The following is a 21,036-nucleotide window of genomic DNA, read 5'->3' on the forward strand; positions in this document are numbered from 1 at the left end:
CGCCCTCTCTATTTTCCGCCGCCGAAACCCGGCAGGGCGACGCGCCCTTCGAGCCGGCGCATCAGCGTCATGACCGTGATGTTGATCAGCATGTAGGTCAGCGTGACGGCGATGAAGGCCTCATACGGCTGCGCGGTGTAATCAACCAGTTGCCGTCCCTGCGCGGCAAGCTCCAGCAGGCCGATGGTGGAGGCCACCGCCGAGTTCTTGAAGATGTTGAGGAATTCCGAGGTCAGCGGCGGCAGGATGATGCGGAACGACATCGGCAGCAGCACGTAGCGGTAGGTCTGCGCCAGCGTGAAGCCGATCGCCAGGCCGGCGTTCTTTTGTCCGGGCGGCAAAGCGCCGATGCCGGAGCGCACCTGCTCGCACACGCGCGCCGCGGTGAAGAAGCCCAGGCACAGCATGGCGGTGGTGAACTGTTGCGCCAGCGGGCTCATGCTCTTGATGTCGTCGCCGATGCCGAACGGCAGCACCTCGGGCATGGCGAAATACCAGATGAAGACTTGCACCAGCAGCGGCACGTTGCGGAACAGTTCGACGTAAGTCGCGGCGGCGCCGCGCAGCCAGCGATTGGGCAGCGTGCGCATGATGCCCAGCACGGTGCCCAGCGCGAGTGCAAGGCACCAGGCCGACAGGCCGAGCGCCAGCGTTACCGACAAACCCGACAGCAGCCAGTCGGCGTAGGTCTGGTTATCGGCGGCCTGGTGGAGGAAGACGCTCCAGTTCCAGCGGTAGTCCATGTGGTGCTCTCGGAATGGAAAAGAATGCGCGCGGCGCTCAGACCGGCGGCGGTTCAGGGAAAGGCAGCGAGGCCTGGCCTTCGGCGCGCATGCCGAAGACGTTGAGCGTCATCGCCACCAGTGCGTAGTAGCCGAGCAGTCCGATCAGGTTGACCACCACCTTGATGCCGAACAATTCCAGTGCGCGCGCATAGGTTGCATCGGTCACGCGCTTGCGCCTGCCGAGTTCGGTGGCGAAGGACCAGATCACGCGTTCGTCCTCCAGCGCGAACACCGGCGTCTGGCCTTGCCGGATCTGCTCGGCGACGTCCGCCGACAGGCCGGCGTCGATCGCGATCGGCAGGTGGATGTACCACTCCGCCTGCGACTGCCATTGCTGCGCGGTGACCAGGATCGCCAACTCCGACAAGCGCAGCGGCAGGCCGGTTTCGTAGCGGCAGTAGGCGCCGAGCTTCTGCGCCAGCTGGCCGAATTCGGGGCTGTGGATCCAGCTTACGAACGGCCCGTTGAGATTGCCGCGCGGGCCCGACAGGATGTCGTCGAGCAGCGCTTTCTGGTCGGGCGTGGCGTGGGCTGCGTCGAAGGCGGGCAGGCGTGGTTGGCTCATGTGGAGGCTCCGTGATGGATAAAAGCGTTCAGCTTAATCCATCGGTTTGTCGCTTGGATTCGCATACAGCTTTTTGACGTCTTCCGGCATCGGGAAATTGAAGCTGATGTTCTTCGGCGGAATCGGGAAGGTGAACCACTTGGCGTACATGCGGTTGATCTCGCCGCTCTTCATCAGGCCGCTCAGTGCGCCGTCGACCAATTGCTTGAATTGCGGATCGTCCTTGCGCACCATGAAGCCGTACGGTTCAGCGCCGAACGGCGTGCCGGTCAGCAGCCAGTCGTTGGGCTTTTGCGCGGTGGTGCGTGCGCCGGCCAGCAGGATGTCGTCCATCACATACGCGGCGACGCGGCCCGATTGCAGGATCAGGAAAGCTTCGCCGTAGTCCTTCGCGCTCTGGATCTGCATGTTCATCTTGCGGCGCTCGTTGAGCGTGCGCAGCAGGCGTTCCGAGGTGGTGCCGGCGTTGGTGACGACGGCCTTGCCGGCCAGATCGGGGAAGTCCTTGATGCCGCTGTCCTTGCGCGTGAGGATGCGGCTGCTGGCGACGAAGAAGGTGGTGTTGAAAGAGACTTGCTGCCAGCGATCCTTGAGGTTGCTGGTGACGCCGCATTCCAGATCGATGGTGCCGTTCTGCAGCAGCGGCGTGCGATTCTGCGAGGTCACCGGGATCATGCGCACTTCCAGGTTGGGCAGGTTCAGCTTCGCCTTGACCGCGTCGATGGCCTTGTTGCACAGGTCTTGCGAATAGCCGACCACTTTCTGGTTTTCATCGTAATAGGAAAACGGAATCGAGCTGGTGCGGTGGCCGATGGCGATGACGTTGCCGTCCTTGATCTTTTGCAGCGTCGGACCGAGGCCGGCGTCGGCGGCGTGCACGGCGCCCGCACAGGCCAGCATGGACAGCAATACAAGCAGCGGGTGGGTAAATTGTTTCATGGCGCTTCCTCTCCTGAAGATGTAGATGGGTGCTGCTTGAATGTTTGTTGTTGATTTATGCAAGTGCTGCATCGACCGCCGGAACCAGGCGTTCAACCATGGCGTCGATGTCGGCGGCGGTACTGATGAACGGCGGCGCGATCAGGATGTGGTCGCCCTGGCGACCGTCGACGGTGCCGCCCATCGGATACACCAGCAGCCCGCGCTGCATGGCTTCGCTCTTGACGCGGCTGTGCGTGCGGCGCGCGGGATCGAGCGGCTGCTTGCTGTCGCGGTCGGCCACCAGCTCGACGCCGACGAACAGGCCGCGGCCGCGCACGTCGCCCACATTCGGATGGTTGGCGAAAACTTCGCGCAGGCGGGCGCGCAATTGTTCGCCGCGCGCCTGCACGTTCTGCAGCAGCTGTTCTTCGCGGATCGTTTGTTGCACGGCGAGCGCGGCGGCGCAGGCGGTGGCGTGGCCGATGTAGGTGTGGCCGTGCTGGAAGAAGCCGCTGCCGCCGACCACCGTGTTGTAGATGCGGTCGCTGGCGATCATCGCGCCGATCGGCTGGTAGCCGGCGCCCAGGCCCTTGGCGATGACCAGGATGTCGGGCGCGATGCCGTCTTCGGCGCAGGCGTACAGATGACCGGTACGGCCCATGCCGGACATGACTTCGTCGAGGATCAGCAGGACGCCGTACTTGTCGCAGACGGCGCGGATCTTCTTGAAATAGTCGCCGACCGGCGGCACCGCACCCGCGGTGGCGCCGACCACGGTTTCGGCGACGAAGGCGGCGACTTCATCGGCGCCGAGTTCGAGGATCTTGGCTTCCAGTTCGTCGGCCAGGCGTTGCACATATTGCGCGTCGGATTCGCCGCTCAGCTGCTCGCGGTAGGCGTAGCACGGCGCCACGTGGTGCGACGGCGTCAGCAGCGGCAAGAAGGCTTCGCGGCGCCAGGCGTTGCCGCCGATGGCCAGCGCGCCGAGCGTATTGCCGTGATAACTCTGGCGGCGCGCGATGAAATGGCGACGCTGCTTTTGACCGTTCTCGACGTGGTATTGCCGCGCCAGCTTGAGCGCCGCTTCCACTGCCTCCGAACCGCCCGACAGGAAGTACACGTGATTCAGGTCGCCCGGCGCCGAGGCGCTCAGTTCGTCGGCCAGTTGCTCGGCGACGGCGGTGGTGAAGAACGAGGTGTGCGCATAGGCCAGCTCATCAATCTGCTTGTGGATCGCCGCCAGTACGCGCGGATGACCGTGGCCGAGGCAGGACACCGCCGCGCCGCCGCAGGCGTCGAGGTAGCGCTTGCCCTTGCTGTCGATCAGCTCGATGCCCTCGCCTGCTGCGGCGACCGGCAGGGTCATTTTCGGATAACGATGGAAGACGTGTGTCATGAAGCTGGTCCCGTACTGAAATCAAGTTGGGGCCAACTATAAATTGAAAGAATCGCTTTTGCAACGTTCGTTGCATATATATTTTATTGCGCATTTTTTGGTGCATTGCGACGTAACTCCGCACCAAATCAGGTCGTCTCGCCAATCGCCATCGAACGGCGCGTAAAGACAGCGCCTCCGGGCACTGCGGGGGCATCGTGGTGGATCAGGACGGGGCAATCATTGCCGCAACACTTGTTGCAGTGGATGTTGAAACGTGAACCGGCCGAACAACTTACTTGTTGCCGGCTTTCACGTGATTCACATAAGCGCCGCTCTGGTACAGCTCTTCCTCGGCGTGCTCAAGGCGCTTGACGGCTTTGTCGTCGTCGAGCGAGATCACCAGTTCGATCAGGCTTTCCGCCACCGCGATGGCAGCCGCCATTGACGGGAAAAACGACGGGCTGTCGTGCGAGAACAGGATGGTGTGATCGGCCTGCAGCGCGATCGGCGCGACTGCGCTGTCGGTCAGCGCGATCAGTTTGCTGCCGGCGCGCTTGGCGGCCTCGGCCACCTGCACCGCTTCAATTGAATACGGCGCGAAGCTGATGACGATGGTGGCATCCTGCGGCGCGACGGCGCGCAACTCCATCGCCAGCGAACCGGCGGTGCCCTTGATCAGCGTGACGCTGGGGCGGAACAGGCGGTACAGGTATTCCAGCATGAAGGCCACCGAATACGCCGCGCGGAAGCCGGCGATGTGCACGTGGCGCGCCTTGGTCAGCGTGCGTGCGGCGCGCAGCAATTCGTCGGCGTTCTTCGGCTCGGAGGCGTCGAGGTTGGCGCGCTGGGCCTGGAAGATTTCGGCGATCAGGATGTCGCTGTTGTTGCGCTTGACCAGGCTCTGCGCCTTGTAAGCGTAGGCCTTGGGCGTGACCGCCAGGCGCTCCACGAACAGCGCGCGCAACTCGCCCCAGCCGGGAAAGCCAAGATACTGCGACAGCCGCACCAGCGTCGACGGCTGCACGCCGGCGCGCGTGGCGACCGCGCGCATGGTCGACACCGCCACCTCGCCAGGATTGTCGAGCAGGAAGGCGGCGCCGGCCTGGAACTGCGGACGCATGTCGGCATAGTTGGCGCGGATCAGGGCGTCGAGTTCGGCGAAGTTGGCCGGGGTGTCGGCGTTGGCAGCTGTGGAATCCGTCATGGCGGGCGTATGCATGTGGGAATGAATCAGGGAGGCTGCATTGTTTCACAAATTGCAGCGGCGCAGGCGCGTGCAACATTGGTTTCATTTCCGGCTTCCGCCTACCGTGAGGGATGACATTTTGAATAGGAATTGTTATCATCTAGAAATAAGTCTAGTCAAAAACCAAATAATTCACAGGCTTACTCCAGATACCCAGCTCCCGATTCTTATCGTTGCCAGGCACAGGACCGCGATAACTTAGAGGGAATCCACCATGTCATACCGCTCGTTCGACGCGCGGCCGACGGCTGTTTCAGCCGCCGTTGCCGCCGCCTTGTTTTGCATCGCCCACACCGCGTCTGCGCAGGAAGCCGCCGGCAACGCCGGCGCCCTGCCGGAAGTCAACGTCACTGCCACCACCGACCAGACCGCCACCGGTCCGGTCAGCGGTTTCGTCGCCAAGAAAACCCTGACCGGCAGCAAGACCGAAACGCCCTTGCTGGAAACGCCGCAGTCCGTGTCCGTCGTGACGCGTGACGAAATGAACACGCGCGGCGCGCAAAACCTGATCGATGCGCTGGCCTACACTCCCGGCGTCGGTGCGCCCTACCCCGACCCCAACGGCGACTGGCAATACATCCGCGGCTTCTTCGCCTCGCAATATCTGGACGGCCTGCGCGTGGTCTATTCGGGCGGCGGCGGCGCCGTCACCATGCGTACCGAAACCTGGGGCCTGGAGCGCGTGGAAGTATTGCGCGGCCCGGCTTCAGTGCTGTACGGCACCAACGCGCCGGGCGGCATCGCCAACTCGGTCAGCAAGCGCCCCACTGCCGAACCGGTCCGTGAACTGCAGGTGCAATACGGCAGCTTCGACCGCAAGCAGGCCGCCTTCGATATCGGCGGCGCCATTGATGAAGACGGCAAGCTGAGCTACCGCCTCAACGGCCTGATCCGGGATGCCGGCACCAGCGTCGACGGCGTCAAGAACAACCGCCGCTACTTCGCTCCCGCGATCACCTGGCGGCCTTCCGCCGACACCAGCTTCACGCTGCTGGCGCATTACCTGAGCGAGGACCTGAGTCCGCGCAATTTCATGCCGTCCAAGGGCACGCTGTTTGTGAATCCTCTCGGACAGATTGCGCGCAACCGCAATCTCGGCGAGCCGGATTACAACATCTACACGCGCGAACAACACGCGGTCGGCTACGCGTTCGAACACCGCTTCAACGATGCGCTGACGCTGCGCCAGAATTTCCGCTTCACCGACGTCAACGCCTATTCGCGCGCGATCTCGCCGACCAGTTTCGCCAACCTGCAGGCCGACAATCGCACAGTATTGCGCTCGGCGTCGCAAGCCTGGCGCCAGAGCCAGACCACCAACGTCGATACCCATCTGGAAGCAAAATTCGACACCGGCCCGTTCAAGCACACCAGCCTGGTCGGCTTCGACTATTCACAGTATGAAGAAGACACGCGTTCGGCCAGCGCCACTGCCCGGCCGATCGACATTTTCAATCCGGTATACGGCACCCTGCCAACTTCGGCGTTTACCTTTGCCGTGCCGACGCTGCAAAAGCAGGAGCGCCCCGGCGTCTACCTGCAAGACCAGGCGGCCTTGGGCAACTGGCGCTTCACGCTGGCGGGCCGCTATGAACAGGCGCGCACCAGCACCCGCAACCAGAGCACCCTTGCCACCACGGCCAAGCTGGAAGACAGCGCGTTCACCAAGCGCCTGGCCGCCCTCTACCTGTTCGACAACGGTATAGCGCCCTATGTGAGCTATTCGGAATCCTTCGAACCGATCAGCGGCACCGACTTCTTCGGCAAGCCATTCATCCCGACCAAGGGCGTGCTGTATGAAACCGGCGTGCGCTATCAGCCGAAGGCGTACAACGCGATGTTCTCTGCTGCGGTGTATCAACAGAAGCAGAAGAACAACACCATGACCGATCCGGATCCGACGCACGTCTGCGCCGGCGGCACGCAATGCTCGGTGCAGACCGGTGAGTTGCGCACCCAGGGTATCGAACTGGAAGCCAAGCTGACGCTGGAAAGCGGCGTCAACCTGACGGCCGCCTATGCTTACACCGCAGGCAAATACCTGAAGGCCAGTGCACCGGCGCAGGACAAGGCGCCAACCTCGCTGGCCCCGCATACGGCCTCGGTATGGGCCGACTATGAAGTCAAGAACGGTCCGTTGAATGGCCTCGGCTTCGGCGCCGGTGCGCGCTACACCGGTAAAATGTGGCTCGACGCCGGCAACACGCAAAAGATCGCGTCGTTCACCCTGGTCGATGCGATGTTGCGTTACGACCTGGCGAAACTGGATCCGAAGCTCAAGGGCGCACGCCTGGCCTTCAACATCCAGAACCTGTTCGACAAAGTGTATTACCCCGGCATCTGCTCCACCACTTACTGCCTGTACGGCGAAGGCCGCACTGCGACGGCAACGCTGTCGTACGGCTGGTAACGCAATTGGAATTACGACAGAGCCGACGCCACATCATCATCAAGTGAAGAAATGAACCTGAATCCCTCCCTTCGTTATCGCCTCGCCGTCGCCTCGCGCGCACTGGCCGCCATCGGCGGCGGCTATGCGCTGTCCGCCGTCGCGGCCGCCCTGCTTGCCGTGGTGTTGCCGATGCAGCCTGCCGAAGCGGTGATCACCGCCACGCTGTTGTCGTTCATCGTGTTCTGCTGCGCAGTGCTGTGGGTGTTCGCGGCGCGCACGGCGTGGCGTGCGTGGGGCGGGATCGTGGCGCCGGGCTTGTTGCTCGGCGCGGGTTTGTTGATTGTGACGATGATCCAGCGGAGCACGCCATGAGAGAAGGCTTCCGCCAGTCGATGGCATGGCTGCACACCTGGTCCGGCCTGCTGGTGTGCTGGGTGCTGTTCCTGGTGTTCTGCGCCGGCACGGCATCCTACTTCCGCGAAGAGATCACGCTGTGGATGAAGCCCGAGCTGCACGCGTCGCACAGCGCAGCCGTCACCCGCGCCCAGGCTGCGCAAACGGCACTAGCCGCGTTGCAAAGCAAGGCGCCGGATGCTTCGCGCTGGTTCATCACGCTGCCGGCCGAACGCAGCACGGCGCTGCGCATCGGCTGGATCAATCCGCCGCCCAAGGATGCGCCGCCGAAGACGCGCGGCAAGTTCACCAGCCAGATCATCGATCCGCTGACCGGCGAAAAAATGCCCGACGTGCGCGAGACGCGCGGCGGCGAATTTCTCTACCGCCTGCACTTCGACCTGCATTACATGCCGGCGCTGTGGGCGCGCTGGATCGTCGGCTTCTGCGCCATGTTCATGCTGGTGGCGATCGTCAGCGGCGTGATCACGCACAAGCGCATCTTCAAGGATTTCTTCACCTTCCGTCCGAAGAAAGGCCAGCGCTCCTGGCTCGACGCGCATAACGCCACTGCCGTGCTGGCCCTGCCCTACCACCTGATGATCACCTACACCGGCCTGGTCACGCTGATGTTCATGTACATGCCGTGGGGCATCCAGACCGCGTACAAGGGCAACCAGGAAAGCTTCTTCGCCGACGTCTTCCCGAGCGCCAGGAACGGCAAACCCGCCGGCAAGCCGATGCCGCTGACGCCGCTGCAACCGTTGCTGGCGCAGGCCGAACAGCGCTGGCACGGCATGTCCGCAGTCGGCATCACGATCAATCATCCGGGCGACGCCAATGCGACGATCCAGATCCGCCGCCAGGAAGAAAAAGGACTGAACTACATCCAGCCTAGCGTGCAATTCAACGGCGTCACCGGCGCGCTGGTCAGCGCCGACAATGAAGACATCGGCGGCGCCAACGCCACCCGCGGCGTACTGTACGGCCTGCACATCGGCCACTTCGCCAACCCGCTGCTGCGCGTGCTGTTCTTCCTGTGCGGGCTGTCGGGCTGCGCCATGGTCGCCACCGGCGCGTTGCTGTGGGCGGTCAAGACGCGCCAGGGCTATGCCAAAAAACTCGCCGCCGGTGGGCGCGTCGGTTTCGGCCTGCGCCTGGTGGAAGCGCTCAACATCGGCGCCATCGCCGGCCTGCCGATCGCCTTCGCCGCCTACTTCTGGGCCAACCGCCTGCTGCCGGTGGCGATGCCCAAGCGGCCCGACGCCGAGATCAGCTGGTTCTTCATCGCCTGGGGCGTGGCCGCCGTGCTGGCGCAGATCCGCCCCGACCGCCGCATGTGGCAATGGCAATTGTGGACGGGCGCCCTGCTCTTCATGGGCATACCGGTGCTCAATGTGTTCACCACCTCGTCGCACCTGGGCGTGACGCTGTTCATGGCGCAAGGTCCATGGTCGGTGGCCGGTTTTGACCTGACGGTGCTGGCGCTGGGGATCGGCCTGGCGTTCGCGGCATGGCATCTGGGCCGCAAGAAAAAAGTGGCAAGGAAAGCCGGCAAGCAAGGTGTGCAAGAGCCGCAAGAAACATCCAAAGCCAAGCTGCAGGAGGTCGCATGATGGACATGACGAACCTGATCCCGCTGCCTTTCCTGGCGACGCTGGCGCTGACCTACAGCGCATGGGTGGCGCTGAGCCTGGCGATGGACCGCCACTACGCAGACATCAACGGCCGCGGCGCCGAACCGAGCGCTGTATCGCGCAAGCGCGGCCGCTGGCTCGGCACGCTGGCGCTGACGGCGGCCTTCGCAGTCTGTGTGCGCGACAGCGGCTGGGGCATCGGCCCGGTGGCCTGGCTGGGCACCATGACCGTCGCCGCCCTGCTGCTGGTGCTGCAGCTGTGCTACGCGCCGAAGTCGGTGCCGCGCACGGGCAAGCCGGTGTTGTGGCTGGCCGGCCTGCTGACACTGGCAGCATTGGCGACCTAGGTTTAACAGTCGATGCGAGCGCCAACTCGAACCATTAAATAATCCTTAATAGTTCGAACTTCTGCCAAAACGCATTCATCGAGCGATCGTTTCAATGCCCGCAACTGGCATTTTGGGTAAGTGTGCGCAATAATGCACCAATAGTATGATTTTCATCACTCTATTGAAACCTACCGGGAGATTGCCTCATGGGAACCGTGCGCAAGACCATTACGTTGACGGACACGCAGGACAACTGGATCAAGGCACAGATTGACGCCGGCCACTATACAAACGACAGCGAATACATCCGTGACCTGATACGACGTGAACAGGAACGCAGTATCGAACTTGAGGCGATCCGGGCTGCGCTGATCGAAGGCGAGTCCAGTGGAGAACCCCGCCCCTTCGATGCCCACGCATTCAAGCAGCGAATGTCAGCCAAACATGGCTGAATACCGTCTTGCGCCCGCCGCCGAGCGCGACCTGGAGGCGATATGGACTTATACCCGCATGAAGTGGGGTGCCGAGCAAGCGGATCGCTACACGGACATCATGGCGCTGGCATTTGATGAGTTGGCGCGAGCGCCGCAAGCAGCGCCGGCATGTGACCATATTCGTCCCGGTTATCGTCGCCGAAGCGTGGGGCGGCACATGATCTATTTCCGTGTCACGACCTATGGGATTGCAATCGTTCGGATATTGCACGATCTGATGGACGTCTCCCGACACCTTTGACTGCAGCGGCAGGAGCCGGCACTGCACCGCTATGCAGCCGGGACCTGCGTCGATGTCTCCCGCCGTCCCAGCCACACCACCTGCAGCGTCGCCCCCACCAAAAACACCAGCACCAGCGCACCTGTCAGCATCTTCAGCAGCGGGTCTTCCGCGTTCGCAAAGAACGGCGCGCCGACGGGCAGGCGCGTGCCGGTTTCGGTCAATGCCGGGATGAAATGGAACAGCAGCGTGGCTGAGTACGCCACCATCTCCACATAAGCGCTGCGGCGGCCGAACCAGGTGGTTTGAATTGCGGCACGCGCGATGGCCAGGGTCGCCAGCGTGATCAGCGCCAGCGCATGGGGTTTACCGAAACCGCCGTGCTGGAAGATGCCCAACGAAGTCAGGCTGGTGAGCACGGTGGCGTGAACATATAGCTTGCCCGCGTTGGTGGCGTATCGGATGCGGTGTTCCCGCGCGAGGATGATGAGGGCGGTGACCACGGCCACCAGCGCGATGGCCGTGTGGATGATGCCGAGCGAAGTCAATCCGAGCATGTCTTTCTCCTTTTTCAATGTGGCTGACAACAACGTTGGCTACAAATCAGGACGTGCAAAGACGATGTTCGCAGAGCTTGCTCAGAAGGAACGCATGACCCTCACGGTGACGTAGGGCAGGCGCTCGGTCGCGGCGGAGGCGCGCGCGCTGTGCAGGCGATGCAGGGTGATCTGGTTGACTTCCGCGTGGCTGCCGTCGATGTGCTCCGTTATCAACCTGACAGCTTCATCGCCGGCGCGGGCGTCGATCTGCGCAAGGATAGCAGCATGTTCCTCGTAGGTCGATCCGACGCAATCGCCGTAGACAAAATCAAGCCGGCGCACGATGCGGATGCGGTCGGTGAGGCGGTCAAAGGCGCTCGCCATTTCCAGGTTGCCGGTGGCGCGCACCAGCGTCTGGTGGAAGGCTTCGTCGAGCGCGGCGGCGGCGCGGCCGTCGCTCAGGCGCTGCCCGACCGGCACGCACCAGTCCGCCTTGAGGGCCTCGATCTGCGCCATATCGACCTTGTGCTTGCCGTCAGCGCCATCGGCGCACAGGCGCGTGACCGCATGCACCTCGATCAGCTGGCGCAACTCGTACAAGTCGGCGAAGCGCTTGAAATCCATCGGCACCACTTCCCAGCCGCCGCGCACGTAGCCCTGCATCAGGCCGTCGCTTTGCAGACGTTGCAGCGCCTCGCGCACCGGCGTGCGCGAGACCTTGAAGTAGGCCGCGACTTCGGTCTCGGTGACCTGGTCGCCGGGCAGCAGGCGCATCTCGAAAATGTCTTCACGCAGGCGCGCGTAGACGTACTCCGGCAACGACGACGACTTGACCGGCTCTGCGGCGACGCTGTCCATCAGCGACGGATCGGGTGAAGCATGCATGGGCGCACAGCCTTTTCCAGAAGAGAGTGAAACTGCTGAAACTACCAGGCCGCCACGCAACCGTCGCTGCGCGGTTCGGTGCCGCCGCACAGCACGCCGTTGGCGTCGCGCCAGATGATCTGGCCGCGGCCGAAGCCGAGCTGGTTGCCGGACCAGCTGACTTCATGTCCGAGGCCGGCCGGGCCGAGGCCGCGGAACAGGTGCTCGGCAGTGGTGTGCTCGATGCTGACCTTGTTGCCGCTTTCCCATTCCCAGCGCGGCGCGTCCAGCGACGACTGCGGATTGAGGCCGAAGTCGACCGTGTTCATCACCATCTGCACGTGGCCTTGCGGCTGCATGAAGCCGCCCATCACGCCGAACGGACCGACCGCTGCGCCGTCCTTGGTGAGGAAGCCGGGGATGATGGTGTGGTACGGCCGCTTGCCCGGCGCCAGGCAATTCGGATGGGCGGCGTCAAGCGTGAAATTGTTGCCGCGGTTGTGCAGCGAGATGCCGGTGCCCGGCACCACCAGGCCCGAACCGAAGCCCATGTAATTGCTCTGGATGAAGGACACCATGTTGCCTTCGTTGTCGGCGGTGCACAGGTACACGGTGCCGCCGCGCGGCGGTTCGCCCGGCGCCGGCAGCGCGGCGCGCGCACCGATCAGCTTGCGGCGCTCGTCGGCATACGCATCCGACAGCAAGTCCTTGACGGAGACACGCATGTGGCCGCTGTCGGCGATGTGGGCGAGGCCATCGGCGTAAGCCAGCTTGATCGCTTCGATCTGGCGGTGGTAGGTCAGCAGGGTATCGCGCTCGCTGAAGTCAAAGCCCTTGAGCATGTTCAGCGCCAGCAAGGCGACCAGGCCGTGGCCGTTCGGCGGGATTTCCCAGACGTCGTAGCCGCGATAGTTGGCGCGGATCGGATCGACCCATTCCGGCCGGTAATTGGCGAGGTCGGAGACATCCAGGTAACCGCCGGCGGCGCGCACGAAGGCGGCGGTTTTTTCGGCCAGCGCGCCTTGATAGAAACTGCGCGCGTTGTCGTCGGCAATCGATTGCAGCGTCGCGGCGTGACCGGGAGAACGCCACATTTCGCCGGCCTGCGGCGCGCGCCCGGAGCCGTCAAGTGCGCCGAAGGTGTCGAACCAGGACTTGAAATGATCGTCCTTGAATTCACGCGTGAAATTCTTGTAGGCCTGCTGCCACGCCACCGCCACCATCGGCGACACCGGGAAGCCGTCCTGCGCCAGGCTGATGGCGCCGGCCATCGACCGCGACAGCGGCAGGCGGCCGAAGCGTTCAGCCATCGTGGCCCAGGCCGACGGCGTGCCGGGCACGGTGACGGGCAGGGCGCCGTACTTCGGCACGTTCTTGTGACCGGCCGCGCTCAGCGCGTCGAGCGAAATCGCCATCGGCGCCGGACCGCTGGCGTTGAGGCCGTGCAGCTGGCCTTTGTGCCAGATCAGCGCGAAGGCGTCGCCGCCGATGCCGTTGGCGGTCGGCTCGACCACGGTCAATGCGGCCGCCGCTGCAATCGCGGCGTCAATCGCGTTGCCGCCGGCTTGCAGCACTTGCAGGCCGGCTTGGGCGGCCAGCGGCTGGCCGGTCGCGACCATGCCGCGATTGGCGAAGACCGCGCTGCGGCGGGAAGCGTAGGGATAGTGGTTGGCGTTGAAAGTGGGCATCGGATGCTTTCGGGTTTCTGATCTGGACGAAGGAGAAAGTTTAACGGTATAGATGACAGGCGACATATTCGCCCGGCGCGGTTTCGATGTTAGGCGGTGTTTCAGTTTTGCAGACATCCATGCAGGACGCACAGCGCGGATGGAAGTGGCAACCCGCCGGCGGCGACGCCGGATTGGGAATGCCGCCTTGCAGCACGATGCGCTGACGCACCTGGTCCGGATGCTCGCGCGGGATCGCCGACAGCAACGCCTGCGTGTAGGGATGTTTCGGCGCGCTGTAAACACTCTCGCAGCTGCCGTATTCGACCATGCGGCCGAGGTACATCACGCCGATGCTGTCGCTGACGTGACGGATCACGGCAAGGTCGTGCGAAACGAACAGATAGGTGAGGGCGAATTCCTTCTGCAGCTCTTGCAGCAGGTTCAGGATCTGCGCCTGGATCGAGACGTCGAGCGCCGACACGGCCTCGTCGGCGACCACCAGTTTGGGCCGCGTGATGATGGCGCGCGCGATGCCGACGCGCTGGCGCTGGCCGCCGGAAAACTCATGCGGATGGCGACTCGCATAGGCCTGGTTGAGACCCACCACGTCGAGGATTTCGGCGACCTTGCGCTTGCGCGTGGCGCGGTCGAACAGGCCGTGCACGATCAGCGGCTCTTCCAGTACCTCGCCGATGGTCATGCGCGGATTGAGCGAGGCGAACGGATCCTGAAACACCATCTGCATGTTGCGGCGCATGGCGCGCAGGGCGGAAGACGACAGCGTAGAGATTTCCTCGCCCATGAAATTGACGCTGCCGGCGGTCGGCTCGATCAGGCGCAGCACGCTGCGCCCGGTGGTCGACTTGCCGCAGCCGGATTCGCCGACCAGGCCAAGGGTCTTGCCTTCCTCGATGGCGAAGGAGACGTCGTCGACCGCCTTGACCGGCGATGCGCCGCGCCTGCCGGCGGCGAAATGTTTTTTCAGTCCGGAGACCCGGAGCAGGGGAGCGGAATTCATGTCGGCCTCTTCAATTCGGATACCAGCAACGGGCCAGATGACCGCTGCCTGCGCTGTTGCTTATGCCCACGCTTACGTTGTCCAGCGTCGGCGCCTCGCGATGGCAACGCTCCTGCACCTTCGGGCAGCGTGCCGCAAACCGGCAACCGAATTCCACCGAACCCGGAAGCGGCACCGAGCCGGGGATCGCTTCCAGCGGCTCGCCCGGCACGGCGTCCAGCGCCGGCCGCGCGCGCATCAGCGCTTGCGTGTAAGGATGGGCGGGCGCGTCGAACAAGTCGCGCACGCTGCTTTGCTCAACCACCTGGCCGGCATACATGACCACCACGCGGTCGCACATTTCGGCGACCACGCCGAGGTCGTGCGTGATCATCAGGATCGCGGTGCCGTGCTCGCGCTTGAGTGCGCGCATCAGGTCGAGGATCTGCGCCTGGATGGTGACGTCGAGAGCGGTAGTGGGCTCGTCGCAGATCAGCAGGCCGGGATTGCACAGCAGCGCCATGGCGATCATCACGCGCTGGCGCATGCCACCCGACAGGCTGTGCGGATAATCGCCGACCAGCTGTTCGGCGCGCGGCAGGCCGACCCGCTGCAGCATGGCGATGACCTGCGCGTCGATTTCCTTGCGGCTCAGCTTGCCGTGCACCTTCAGCATCTCGCGCAACTGGTCGCCGATACGATGCAGCGGATTGAGCGAAGTCATCGGCTCCTGGAAGATCATGGCGATCTCCTTGCCGCGCATGCTGCGCAGGGTGGCGTCGTCGGCTTCCAGCATATTGGTAAGCTTGACGCCGTCGTTGTACTGCACCGAGCCGCTCAGCTGCGCCTTGCTGGCCATCGGGAACAGCCGCAGGATGGACAGCGCGGTGACGCTCTTGCCGCAGCCGGACTCGCCCAGCAGGCCGACGGTTTCATTGGCGCCGACCGAGAACGAGACGCCGTCGACCGGCGCCACGCGCTTGCCATTGCGGACGAATTCGACTTTGAGATTGTTTACTTCCAACATGGCCGGTTCTCTTTAACGGTATAACTTGGGGTCGAACACTTCACGGATGCCGTCGCCCAACAAGTTGAAGCCCAGCACCACCGCGAAGATCGCCACGCCCGGCCACAAGGCCAGCGTCGGATTGGTGTTCAGGTAGCCCTGCGCGATGTGCAGCATCGAGCCCCAGCTTGGATCTTCCGCGCGGGCGCCGAGGCCGAGATAGGACAAACCCGCTTCGGCGATGATGGCCGAGCCCATCGCGAAGGTGGCCTGGATGATCAGCGGCGCCATCGCGTTCGGCAGCACGTAGCGCCACATGATGCGGATGTGGCCGGCGCCGACCGAGCGCGCCGCCATCACATAATCGAGATTGCGGATGCTCATCGCCTGGCCGCGCGCGAGACGGATGAAAGCCGGCGCGAAGCCGATGCCGACCGCCGCCATGGCGTTGTAGAAACCCCCGCCCAGCGCCGCCGCCAGCGCCAGCGCGAGGATCAGCGGCGGGAAGGCTTGCAGCGCGTCGACGATGCGCATCACCACCCACTCGTCCCAGAAGCCGCGGAAGTAGCCGCTGGCGATGCCGACCGGCACGCCGACGCAGAAGGCCAGGCCGACGGCGATCAAAGCCGCCTGCAGCGAGATGCGCGCGCCGTACAGCATGCGTGAAAAGATGTCGCGGCCGAGGTCGTCGGTGCCCATCCAGTGTGTGGTATCGGGGCCCGACAGCAGGTTGCCGTAGTCCTGGTCAAAGATCGGATCGTGGGTCGCCAGCAGCGGCGCAAAAATCGCGATCAGTACCAGCAGCAGAATGATGGCGGCGCCCAGCACGGCGAGACGATTGCCGGCGAAGCGGCGCAGTCCGGTGAAACGTTGTTGGCGGGGCAGGGCGTCCGCCGCCTTCGATGGAGTAGTGATTGCCTGGTCCATATTTGCTTTCATGTTGGCGGTCACCTTTCGATGCGCGGATCGATGACGGTGTACAGCACGTCCACCGCCAGGTTGACGATCACCACCATCAGCGCGGCGGCCAGCACGCCACCCTGCACCATGACGTAGTCGCGCTGGAAGATGGCGTCGACGATCATCTTGCCCATGCCGGGAATGGCGAAAATGCTTTCCGTAATCACCAGCCCGCCCAGCAGCACCGACACCATCAGGCCGCTGGCCGTGACCACCGGGATCAGTGCGTTGCGCAGCGCGTGGCCGATCACCACCTGCCAGTCGCGCAGGCCTTTGGAGAACGCCGTGCGGATGTAATCTTCATTGAGCACTTCGAGCAGGCTGCTGCGCACCATGCGCATCAGGATCGCCGATTCGCGCAGCCCGGTCGCCAGCACCGGCATGCACATCGCCGCCAGGTTGCCGCGCCAGTCCTCGGTGAACGGCACGTAGCCCGAGGCCGGCAGCCAGCCCAGCTTGACCGCGAACAGGATGATGAACATCATGCCCAGCCAGAAGTGCGGCACCGACATGCCGAACAGCGCAATCAGTGTGGTGAAATAATTGGCGATGCCGCGCGGGCGCACCGCCGACAGGATGCCTGCCGGCACCGCGATCAGGATGCCGACGGCGAAGCTGCCGACCGCCAGTTCGATGGTCACCGGCAGGCGCTGCATCAGCACGTCGATGACCGGCGTGCGGTCGATGAAGGAGCGCCCGAGGTCGCCGTGCAGCACATTCCACAACCAGCGCCCGTATTGCACGTACAGCGGGTCGTCGAGGCCGAGCTGCAGGCGCAACGCCGCCGCGGCTTCGGGCGTCGCTTCGAGGCCGAGGATGGCGGTCACGGGATCGCCGGGCAGGATCGCCAGCAGCGAAAAGATCACCATGCTCACCAGCAGCAGGGTGGGGATGACCAGCAGGACGCGTTTGATCAGTGGAGACATGGGTGATATGGGAAGCTCGGGTAATGCATGCAATGTGGCCGGAAGCATTGCCGCCGCAGGCCCTCGCCCACGGCAGCAATCATGACGACGCTCCGCTGATTACTTCGACAGCGTGGCCGTGCGGATCACGCCGTCCGGCACCAGCTTGAAGCCCTTGATGGCCTTCGAGATCCCGAACAGCACGTTGTCGTGGTTCAGGTAAACGTAGGGCACTTCCTTCACAAGTATCTGCATGGCCTGGTCATAGAACGCCTTGCGCTTGGTCTCGTTGCTTTCCAGGCGCGCCTGTTGCAGCAGATCGTCGATTTCCTTGGTGCCGAACTTGGAATAGTTCAGCGAGCCGTTGGTGACGGTGAAGTCATAGACGTTCTGGTCGGGATCGGGACGACCGCTCCAGCCAACGAACAGCGCCTCGTGCGTGCCGGCCTTGCCTGCTTCGATCTGCGTGGCCAGCTCGGCTTTTTCCAACGTAACGGTGATGCCGGCCGGGCGCAGCATGCCCTGGATCATCTGGCCGACCTGCGATTCATAGGGCGTGGTCGGCAGCGTCAGGCGGAAGCTGAACCCGGCTTCCTTGCCGGCTGCTTTCAACAGCGCCTTGGCGCGTGCGAGGTCGACTTTCGGCGGTGTGTCGGCTTCGCCATGGGCGAACTGGGCCTTGCTGAACGGCGAGTGTGCGGCGGCGACGGCGCCGTTGTAGACCACCTTGGCGATGGCGTTGCGGTCGATCAGGATGTCGACGGCTTCACGCACTTCCTTCTTGTCGAACGGCGGCTTGGACGCGTTCAGGTAAAAGCCGCGGAAGCCCAGCGACGGCTTGTTGATGACGGTGTACTTGGCGCCGGCGTCGATGTTGGTGATTTCCTTGTACGGAAAACGGTTGGTGATGTCGACCTGGCCGCTGCGCAGGTTGTTGAAGGCGACGTTGACGTCGTTCATGATCTTGTAGGTGACGCCATCGACTTTCGGCAAGCCGGCCTGCCAGTAGTGCGGATTCTTTTCCAGCGTGATGGTGGCGCCCTTGAGGCGGCCCTTGTAGATGAAGGGGCCGGTGCCGACCGGGTTGTTGACGTAGTCGTCGCCGTACTTCTTGACGGCGTCGGGCGAGGACATCATGCCGGCGCGATCGGTCAGGATCGACATGAACGGTGCGAACGGCGCGGTCAGCTCAAGCTTGACGGTGCTGTCGTCGACCACGGTGATCTGCTTGATGTACTTGAGCTCATTGCGGCGCAGGGAGGCCTTCTCCTGACCGCGCAGCAGGTTGAATTCCACCGCCTTGGCGTTGAAGGGCGTGCCGTCCTGGAATTTCACGCCTTTTTGCAGGTACAGCGTATAGGTCTTCTGGTCGTCGGAAATGGTCCAGCGCTGCGCCAGCATGGGCACGATCTTGCCGCTCTCATCGAGGTCGACCAGCTTGTCGAAGATGCTTTGGTAGACGATGCGCTCGGCGATCATCGACGACTGCGTCGGATCGAGCTTGCCCGGATCGTCGTCCAGCGAAATGTTGATGACCGCGGCCGAGGCCGACAAGGCCGCGCCGCTCAGCAGACCGGCGGCGGCAAGACGGATGAACATGCGCTTAAAAGCATGCGAAGACGGAGGAAGAATCTGGCTCATCGTTGTTCCTTTAAATGTAGGCACCAATGTATACATCAAAGTAGACATGCATTTATCGTGCCATATCCCATTCAAAAGGTGGGCTGAAAATCGACAATCCGCCGCTATTTCTGCTTTAAAAACAACGATGTAACGACCCGACCAGAGCCACTAAGGACCATTGCGGCGCACAAGAAACCCGGCTTCCGGGGCACTTTAGCACTTGCTTAAAAGACAATAAAATGCCTGCAAGGTGCAGGCGTGGTGCGGGGGCGGTCGATCCGCTCGATGCCATGGTCCCTAATGGTGCGACGCGATTGCACACCGTAAACAAAAAGGGCCGTGCTTTTTCTGCACGGCCCAAGAAGATGCAAGATGCAAGATGCAAGATGCAATCCGTCGGCTAACGGCGGGTTGCGTTGCGCGCGTCGAGCTCGCTCAATATCCGGTATGCCGCCGTCACCCGTTGATCGTTGGGATAATTCTTGTTGGCCAGCATCACGATGCCGATCTTCTTGGCCGGCGCATACAGCGCATAAGCGCCGAAGCCGCCGGTCGATCCGGTCTTGTTGAGCAAGACCGCCGCCTGTGGCGGCAAGGCGGGATCCAGCTGCGTGACGGCGGTGCTTTCATAAATCATCTGGTTGGAATTCCCGGCCAGCAGGCGCGCCAACGGCGCGGTATCGGGATATTGCTCCCAGATCAGATCCTGGATCATTTCACCGGCCTTGAAATAACCGGTGTGGGTAGCGGTAATCGCCTGCTGCAGTTTCGGATCGAGTTTGACCAGTCCCATATTGGCGTCGATGAAGCGGATCAGGTCCAGCGTACTGGTCTTCACGCCATAGGCTTCGTCGGCCAGCATCGCCGGGCTCACCCGTACCGGCGCATCGGCTTTGTTGTAGCCCTGCGCATAATCCTTCATCTGGGCCGGCGGCACGTGGATGTAGCTGTGCGTCATGCCGAGCTGCGGGAACAGGGTCTTTTCCATCGCTTCCGAAAACGGCACGTGCATGCTCTTGGCCGTGACCACGCCGAGCAGGCCGATGCCCGGATTGGAGTAGGTCCGGTAGGCGCCGACGGCACGGGTGGGCTTCCAGTTCTTGTAGTAGTCCAGGAGCTGCTGTTCGTTGGTCACCTCGTCGGGAAGCTGCAGCGGGAAGTTGCCGGCGGTATGCGTGCCCAGATTCATCAGGCTGATGCGGTCGAAACTGCCGCCGGCCAGATAGGGCAGATGCCGGCTGACGCTGTCGCTCAGCGACAGTTGGCCGTTGACCTGCGCATAGGTGGCCAGCGTCGCGGTCAGGGTTTTGCTCAGCGAGCCGATTTCGAACAAGGTCGCACTGGTCACCGGCTGGCCGCTGGCCTTCGACGCCACGCCATAGTTGTAGAAATAATTCTTGCCGTCCACGGAGACGGCGACCGCCATGCCCGGGATGGCGTATTTTTCCATCAGCGGACGGACCGCAGCGTCCACCACGCCCTGGATTTCAGGCTGGCCGGCGACGGGCCCTGCATAGCTGGTGCAGCCCGCCAAAAGGGAAAGCGCCATGGCGACGCGGAGTGTGTTGATGGCTTGTTGATACATGCCTGGATACCTCGGTTCAGATCGGAATGAATGGAGCAATTTTCCTCACCCGACGGTCGCAAGGCGGCCCGCGATGACGCTGCGATTGGACGACCAGTTGCAGGGAAGGAGAGCCGATGAAGACGGGAACGCGCAGACGGGTTTTCATGCTGCTTCCTTGCCGGAGAGGGAAATGCCGGTCGCACTATCCCATCCCGACACACCCGCTGCAAACGATAATAACTGATGCCTTTCCCAAGAAAATCTGAGTCCTTATTTTTCAGATCCTGGTCAATCGACGTGTCAGGGCATCGCCTGGCGGCGCGCCAGCACTTGCGCCGTGGCCTGCCGCCAGCGCCAGCGTGAATGGATGCGATTGAAGAGCTCGGCATACTCCCGCGCCTGCGCTTCGTCCAGATCGCCGGCGCGGGCGAGCGCGCGGTAACGGGAGAAGACCGGATCGGCATAGCCGCCGCGCGCGCCTTGCAGCACCTCATTCCGCAAGAACTGCCTGAACAGCGCCATGTCGGTCCGCAGGGACATGATGT

At 63.2% G+C, this 21,036-nt stretch carries 22 protein-coding genes; 6 read left to right on the top strand and 16 right to left on the bottom strand.

All coding sequences use genetic code 11. The features are described 5' to 3' along the window. Nucleotides 1-8: 8 nt before the first annotated feature. The 5 genes from ACIROY_RS20325 to ACIROY_RS20345 all read right to left on the bottom strand — a co-directional run bounded on the left by ACIROY_RS20325 (nucleotide 9) and on the right by ACIROY_RS20345 (nucleotide 4,853). Complete coding sequence (locus ACIROY_RS20325; RefSeq protein ID WP_402277987.1) at nucleotides 9-743, bottom strand: amino acid ABC transporter permease; 735 nt, start codon at nucleotides 741-743, stop codon at nucleotides 9-11. Nucleotides 744-780: 37 nt separating this feature from the next. After that, on the bottom strand, nucleotides 781-1,350 hold the full coding sequence (locus ACIROY_RS20330; RefSeq protein ID WP_402343736.1) for a carboxymuconolactone decarboxylase family protein: 570 nt from the start codon (nucleotides 1,348-1,350) through the stop codon (nucleotides 781-783). A 33-nt stretch (nucleotides 1,351-1,383) separates the two neighbouring features. Next, nucleotides 1,384-2,289, bottom strand: coding sequence for a glutamate/aspartate ABC transporter substrate-binding protein (locus ACIROY_RS20335; protein ID WP_402343739.1), 906 nt, complete (start codon nucleotides 2,287-2,289; stop codon nucleotides 1,384-1,386). Between the two features lie 55 nt (nucleotides 2,290-2,344). Next, a complete protein-coding gene (locus ACIROY_RS20340; protein WP_402343742.1) occupies nucleotides 2,345-3,667 on the bottom strand; it encodes an aspartate aminotransferase family protein in 1,323 nt (440 codons plus the stop codon). Nucleotides 3,668-3,941: 274 nt separating this feature from the next. Further along, nucleotides 3,942-4,853, bottom strand: coding sequence for a MurR/RpiR family transcriptional regulator (locus ACIROY_RS20345; protein ID WP_402343745.1), 912 nt, complete (start codon nucleotides 4,851-4,853; stop codon nucleotides 3,942-3,944). A 256-nt stretch (nucleotides 4,854-5,109) separates the two neighbouring features. Between ACIROY_RS20345 and ACIROY_RS20350 the strand changes: the two genes are divergently transcribed. From ACIROY_RS20350 to ACIROY_RS20375, 6 genes are all read left to right on the top strand, one after another. Next, nucleotides 5,110-7,305, top strand: coding sequence for a TonB-dependent siderophore receptor (locus ACIROY_RS20350; RefSeq protein WP_402343747.1), 2,196 nt, complete (start codon nucleotides 5,110-5,112; stop codon nucleotides 7,303-7,305). Between the two features lie 51 nt (nucleotides 7,306-7,356). Further along, entirely contained in the window at nucleotides 7,357-7,659 is a 303-nt protein-coding gene (locus ACIROY_RS20355) for a DUF3649 domain-containing protein (protein ID WP_402277981.1), read from the top strand. Then, the gene (locus ACIROY_RS20360) at nucleotides 7,656-9,296 is read left to right on the top strand and encodes a PepSY-associated TM helix domain-containing protein (RefSeq protein WP_402343750.1); all 1,641 of its coding nucleotides are present in this window, start codon (nucleotides 7,656-7,658) and stop codon (nucleotides 9,294-9,296) included. The genes ACIROY_RS20355 and ACIROY_RS20360 overlap by 4 nt, the downstream gene beginning before the upstream one ends. Next, nucleotides 9,293-9,664 (top strand): DUF3325 domain-containing protein, encoded by a 372-nt coding sequence (locus ACIROY_RS20365; RefSeq protein WP_402343753.1) that lies wholly within the window; start codon nucleotides 9,293-9,295, stop codon nucleotides 9,662-9,664. Before ACIROY_RS20360 ends, ACIROY_RS20365 begins: the two co-directional genes overlap by 4 nt. Before the next feature lie 188 nt (nucleotides 9,665-9,852). Then, a complete protein-coding gene (locus tag ACIROY_RS20370; protein WP_402277978.1) occupies nucleotides 9,853-10,098 on the top strand; it encodes a type II toxin-antitoxin system ParD family antitoxin in 246 nt (81 codons plus the stop codon). Beyond that, nucleotides 10,091-10,381, top strand: coding sequence for a type II toxin-antitoxin system RelE/ParE family toxin (locus ACIROY_RS20375; RefSeq protein ID WP_402277977.1), 291 nt, complete (start codon nucleotides 10,091-10,093; stop codon nucleotides 10,379-10,381). The genes ACIROY_RS20370 and ACIROY_RS20375 overlap by 8 nt, the downstream gene beginning before the upstream one ends. Nucleotides 10,382-10,410: 29 nt before the next feature. Here ACIROY_RS20375 and ACIROY_RS20380 read toward each other — a convergent pair whose 3' ends face one another. From ACIROY_RS20380 to ACIROY_RS20430, 11 genes are all read right to left on the bottom strand, one after another. Then, on the bottom strand, nucleotides 10,411-10,917 hold the full coding sequence (locus tag ACIROY_RS20380; protein WP_402343755.1) for a hypothetical protein: 507 nt from the start codon (nucleotides 10,915-10,917) through the stop codon (nucleotides 10,411-10,413). A gap of 81 nt (nucleotides 10,918-10,998) precedes the next feature. Beyond that, nucleotides 10,999-11,784 carry a GntR family transcriptional regulator gene (locus tag ACIROY_RS20385; protein WP_402277975.1) on the bottom strand — a complete coding sequence of 262 codons (786 nt, stop codon included), beginning with the start codon at nucleotides 11,782-11,784 and terminating at the stop codon, nucleotides 10,999-11,001. Between the two features lie 41 nt (nucleotides 11,785-11,825). Beyond that, a complete protein-coding gene (locus ACIROY_RS20390) occupies nucleotides 11,826-13,451 on the bottom strand; it encodes a gamma-glutamyltransferase family protein (protein ID WP_402343758.1) in 1,626 nt (541 codons plus the stop codon). A gap of 40 nt (nucleotides 13,452-13,491) precedes the next feature. Further along, nucleotides 13,492-14,451 (bottom strand): ABC transporter ATP-binding protein, encoded by a 960-nt coding sequence (locus tag ACIROY_RS20395; RefSeq protein ID WP_402277973.1) that lies wholly within the window; start codon nucleotides 14,449-14,451, stop codon nucleotides 13,492-13,494. Nucleotides 14,452-14,461: 10 nt separating this feature from the next. Beyond that, complete coding sequence (locus tag ACIROY_RS20400) at nucleotides 14,462-15,457, bottom strand: ABC transporter ATP-binding protein (protein ID WP_402277972.1); 996 nt, start codon at nucleotides 15,455-15,457, stop codon at nucleotides 14,462-14,464. A 12-nt stretch (nucleotides 15,458-15,469) separates the two neighbouring features. Continuing rightward, the gene (locus tag ACIROY_RS20405; protein ID WP_402343761.1) at nucleotides 15,470-16,375 is read right to left on the bottom strand and encodes an ABC transporter permease; all 906 of its coding nucleotides are present in this window, start codon (nucleotides 16,373-16,375) and stop codon (nucleotides 15,470-15,472) included. Between the two features lie 8 nt (nucleotides 16,376-16,383). Continuing rightward, nucleotides 16,384-17,322, bottom strand: coding sequence for an ABC transporter permease (locus tag ACIROY_RS20410; protein ID WP_402277971.1), 939 nt, complete (start codon nucleotides 17,320-17,322; stop codon nucleotides 16,384-16,386). 99 nt (nucleotides 17,323-17,421) lie between these two features. Next, the gene (locus ACIROY_RS20415; RefSeq protein WP_402278050.1) at nucleotides 17,422-18,900 is read right to left on the bottom strand and encodes an ABC transporter substrate-binding protein; all 1,479 of its coding nucleotides are present in this window, start codon (nucleotides 18,898-18,900) and stop codon (nucleotides 17,422-17,424) included. 424 nt (nucleotides 18,901-19,324) lie between these two features. Continuing rightward, a complete protein-coding gene (gene ampC / locus ACIROY_RS20420) occupies nucleotides 19,325-20,509 on the bottom strand; it encodes a class C beta-lactamase (RefSeq protein ID WP_402343764.1) in 1,185 nt (394 codons plus the stop codon). A 16-nt stretch (nucleotides 20,510-20,525) separates the two neighbouring features. Then, nucleotides 20,526-20,657 carry a hypothetical protein gene (locus tag ACIROY_RS20425; RefSeq protein ID WP_402343766.1) on the bottom strand — a complete coding sequence of 44 codons (132 nt, stop codon included), beginning with the start codon at nucleotides 20,655-20,657 and terminating at the stop codon, nucleotides 20,526-20,528. A 134-nt stretch (nucleotides 20,658-20,791) separates the two neighbouring features. Beyond that, the gene (locus ACIROY_RS20430; protein ID WP_402343769.1) at nucleotides 20,792-21,031 is read right to left on the bottom strand and encodes a hypothetical protein; all 240 of its coding nucleotides are present in this window, start codon (nucleotides 21,029-21,031) and stop codon (nucleotides 20,792-20,794) included. Nucleotides 21,032-21,036: the final 5 nt, after the last annotated feature.

The sequence above is a fragment of the Herbaspirillum sp. NPDC101396 genome (assembly GCF_044767365.1).
GTDB lineage: Bacteria > Pseudomonadota > Gammaproteobacteria > Burkholderiales > Burkholderiaceae_D > Herbaspirillum.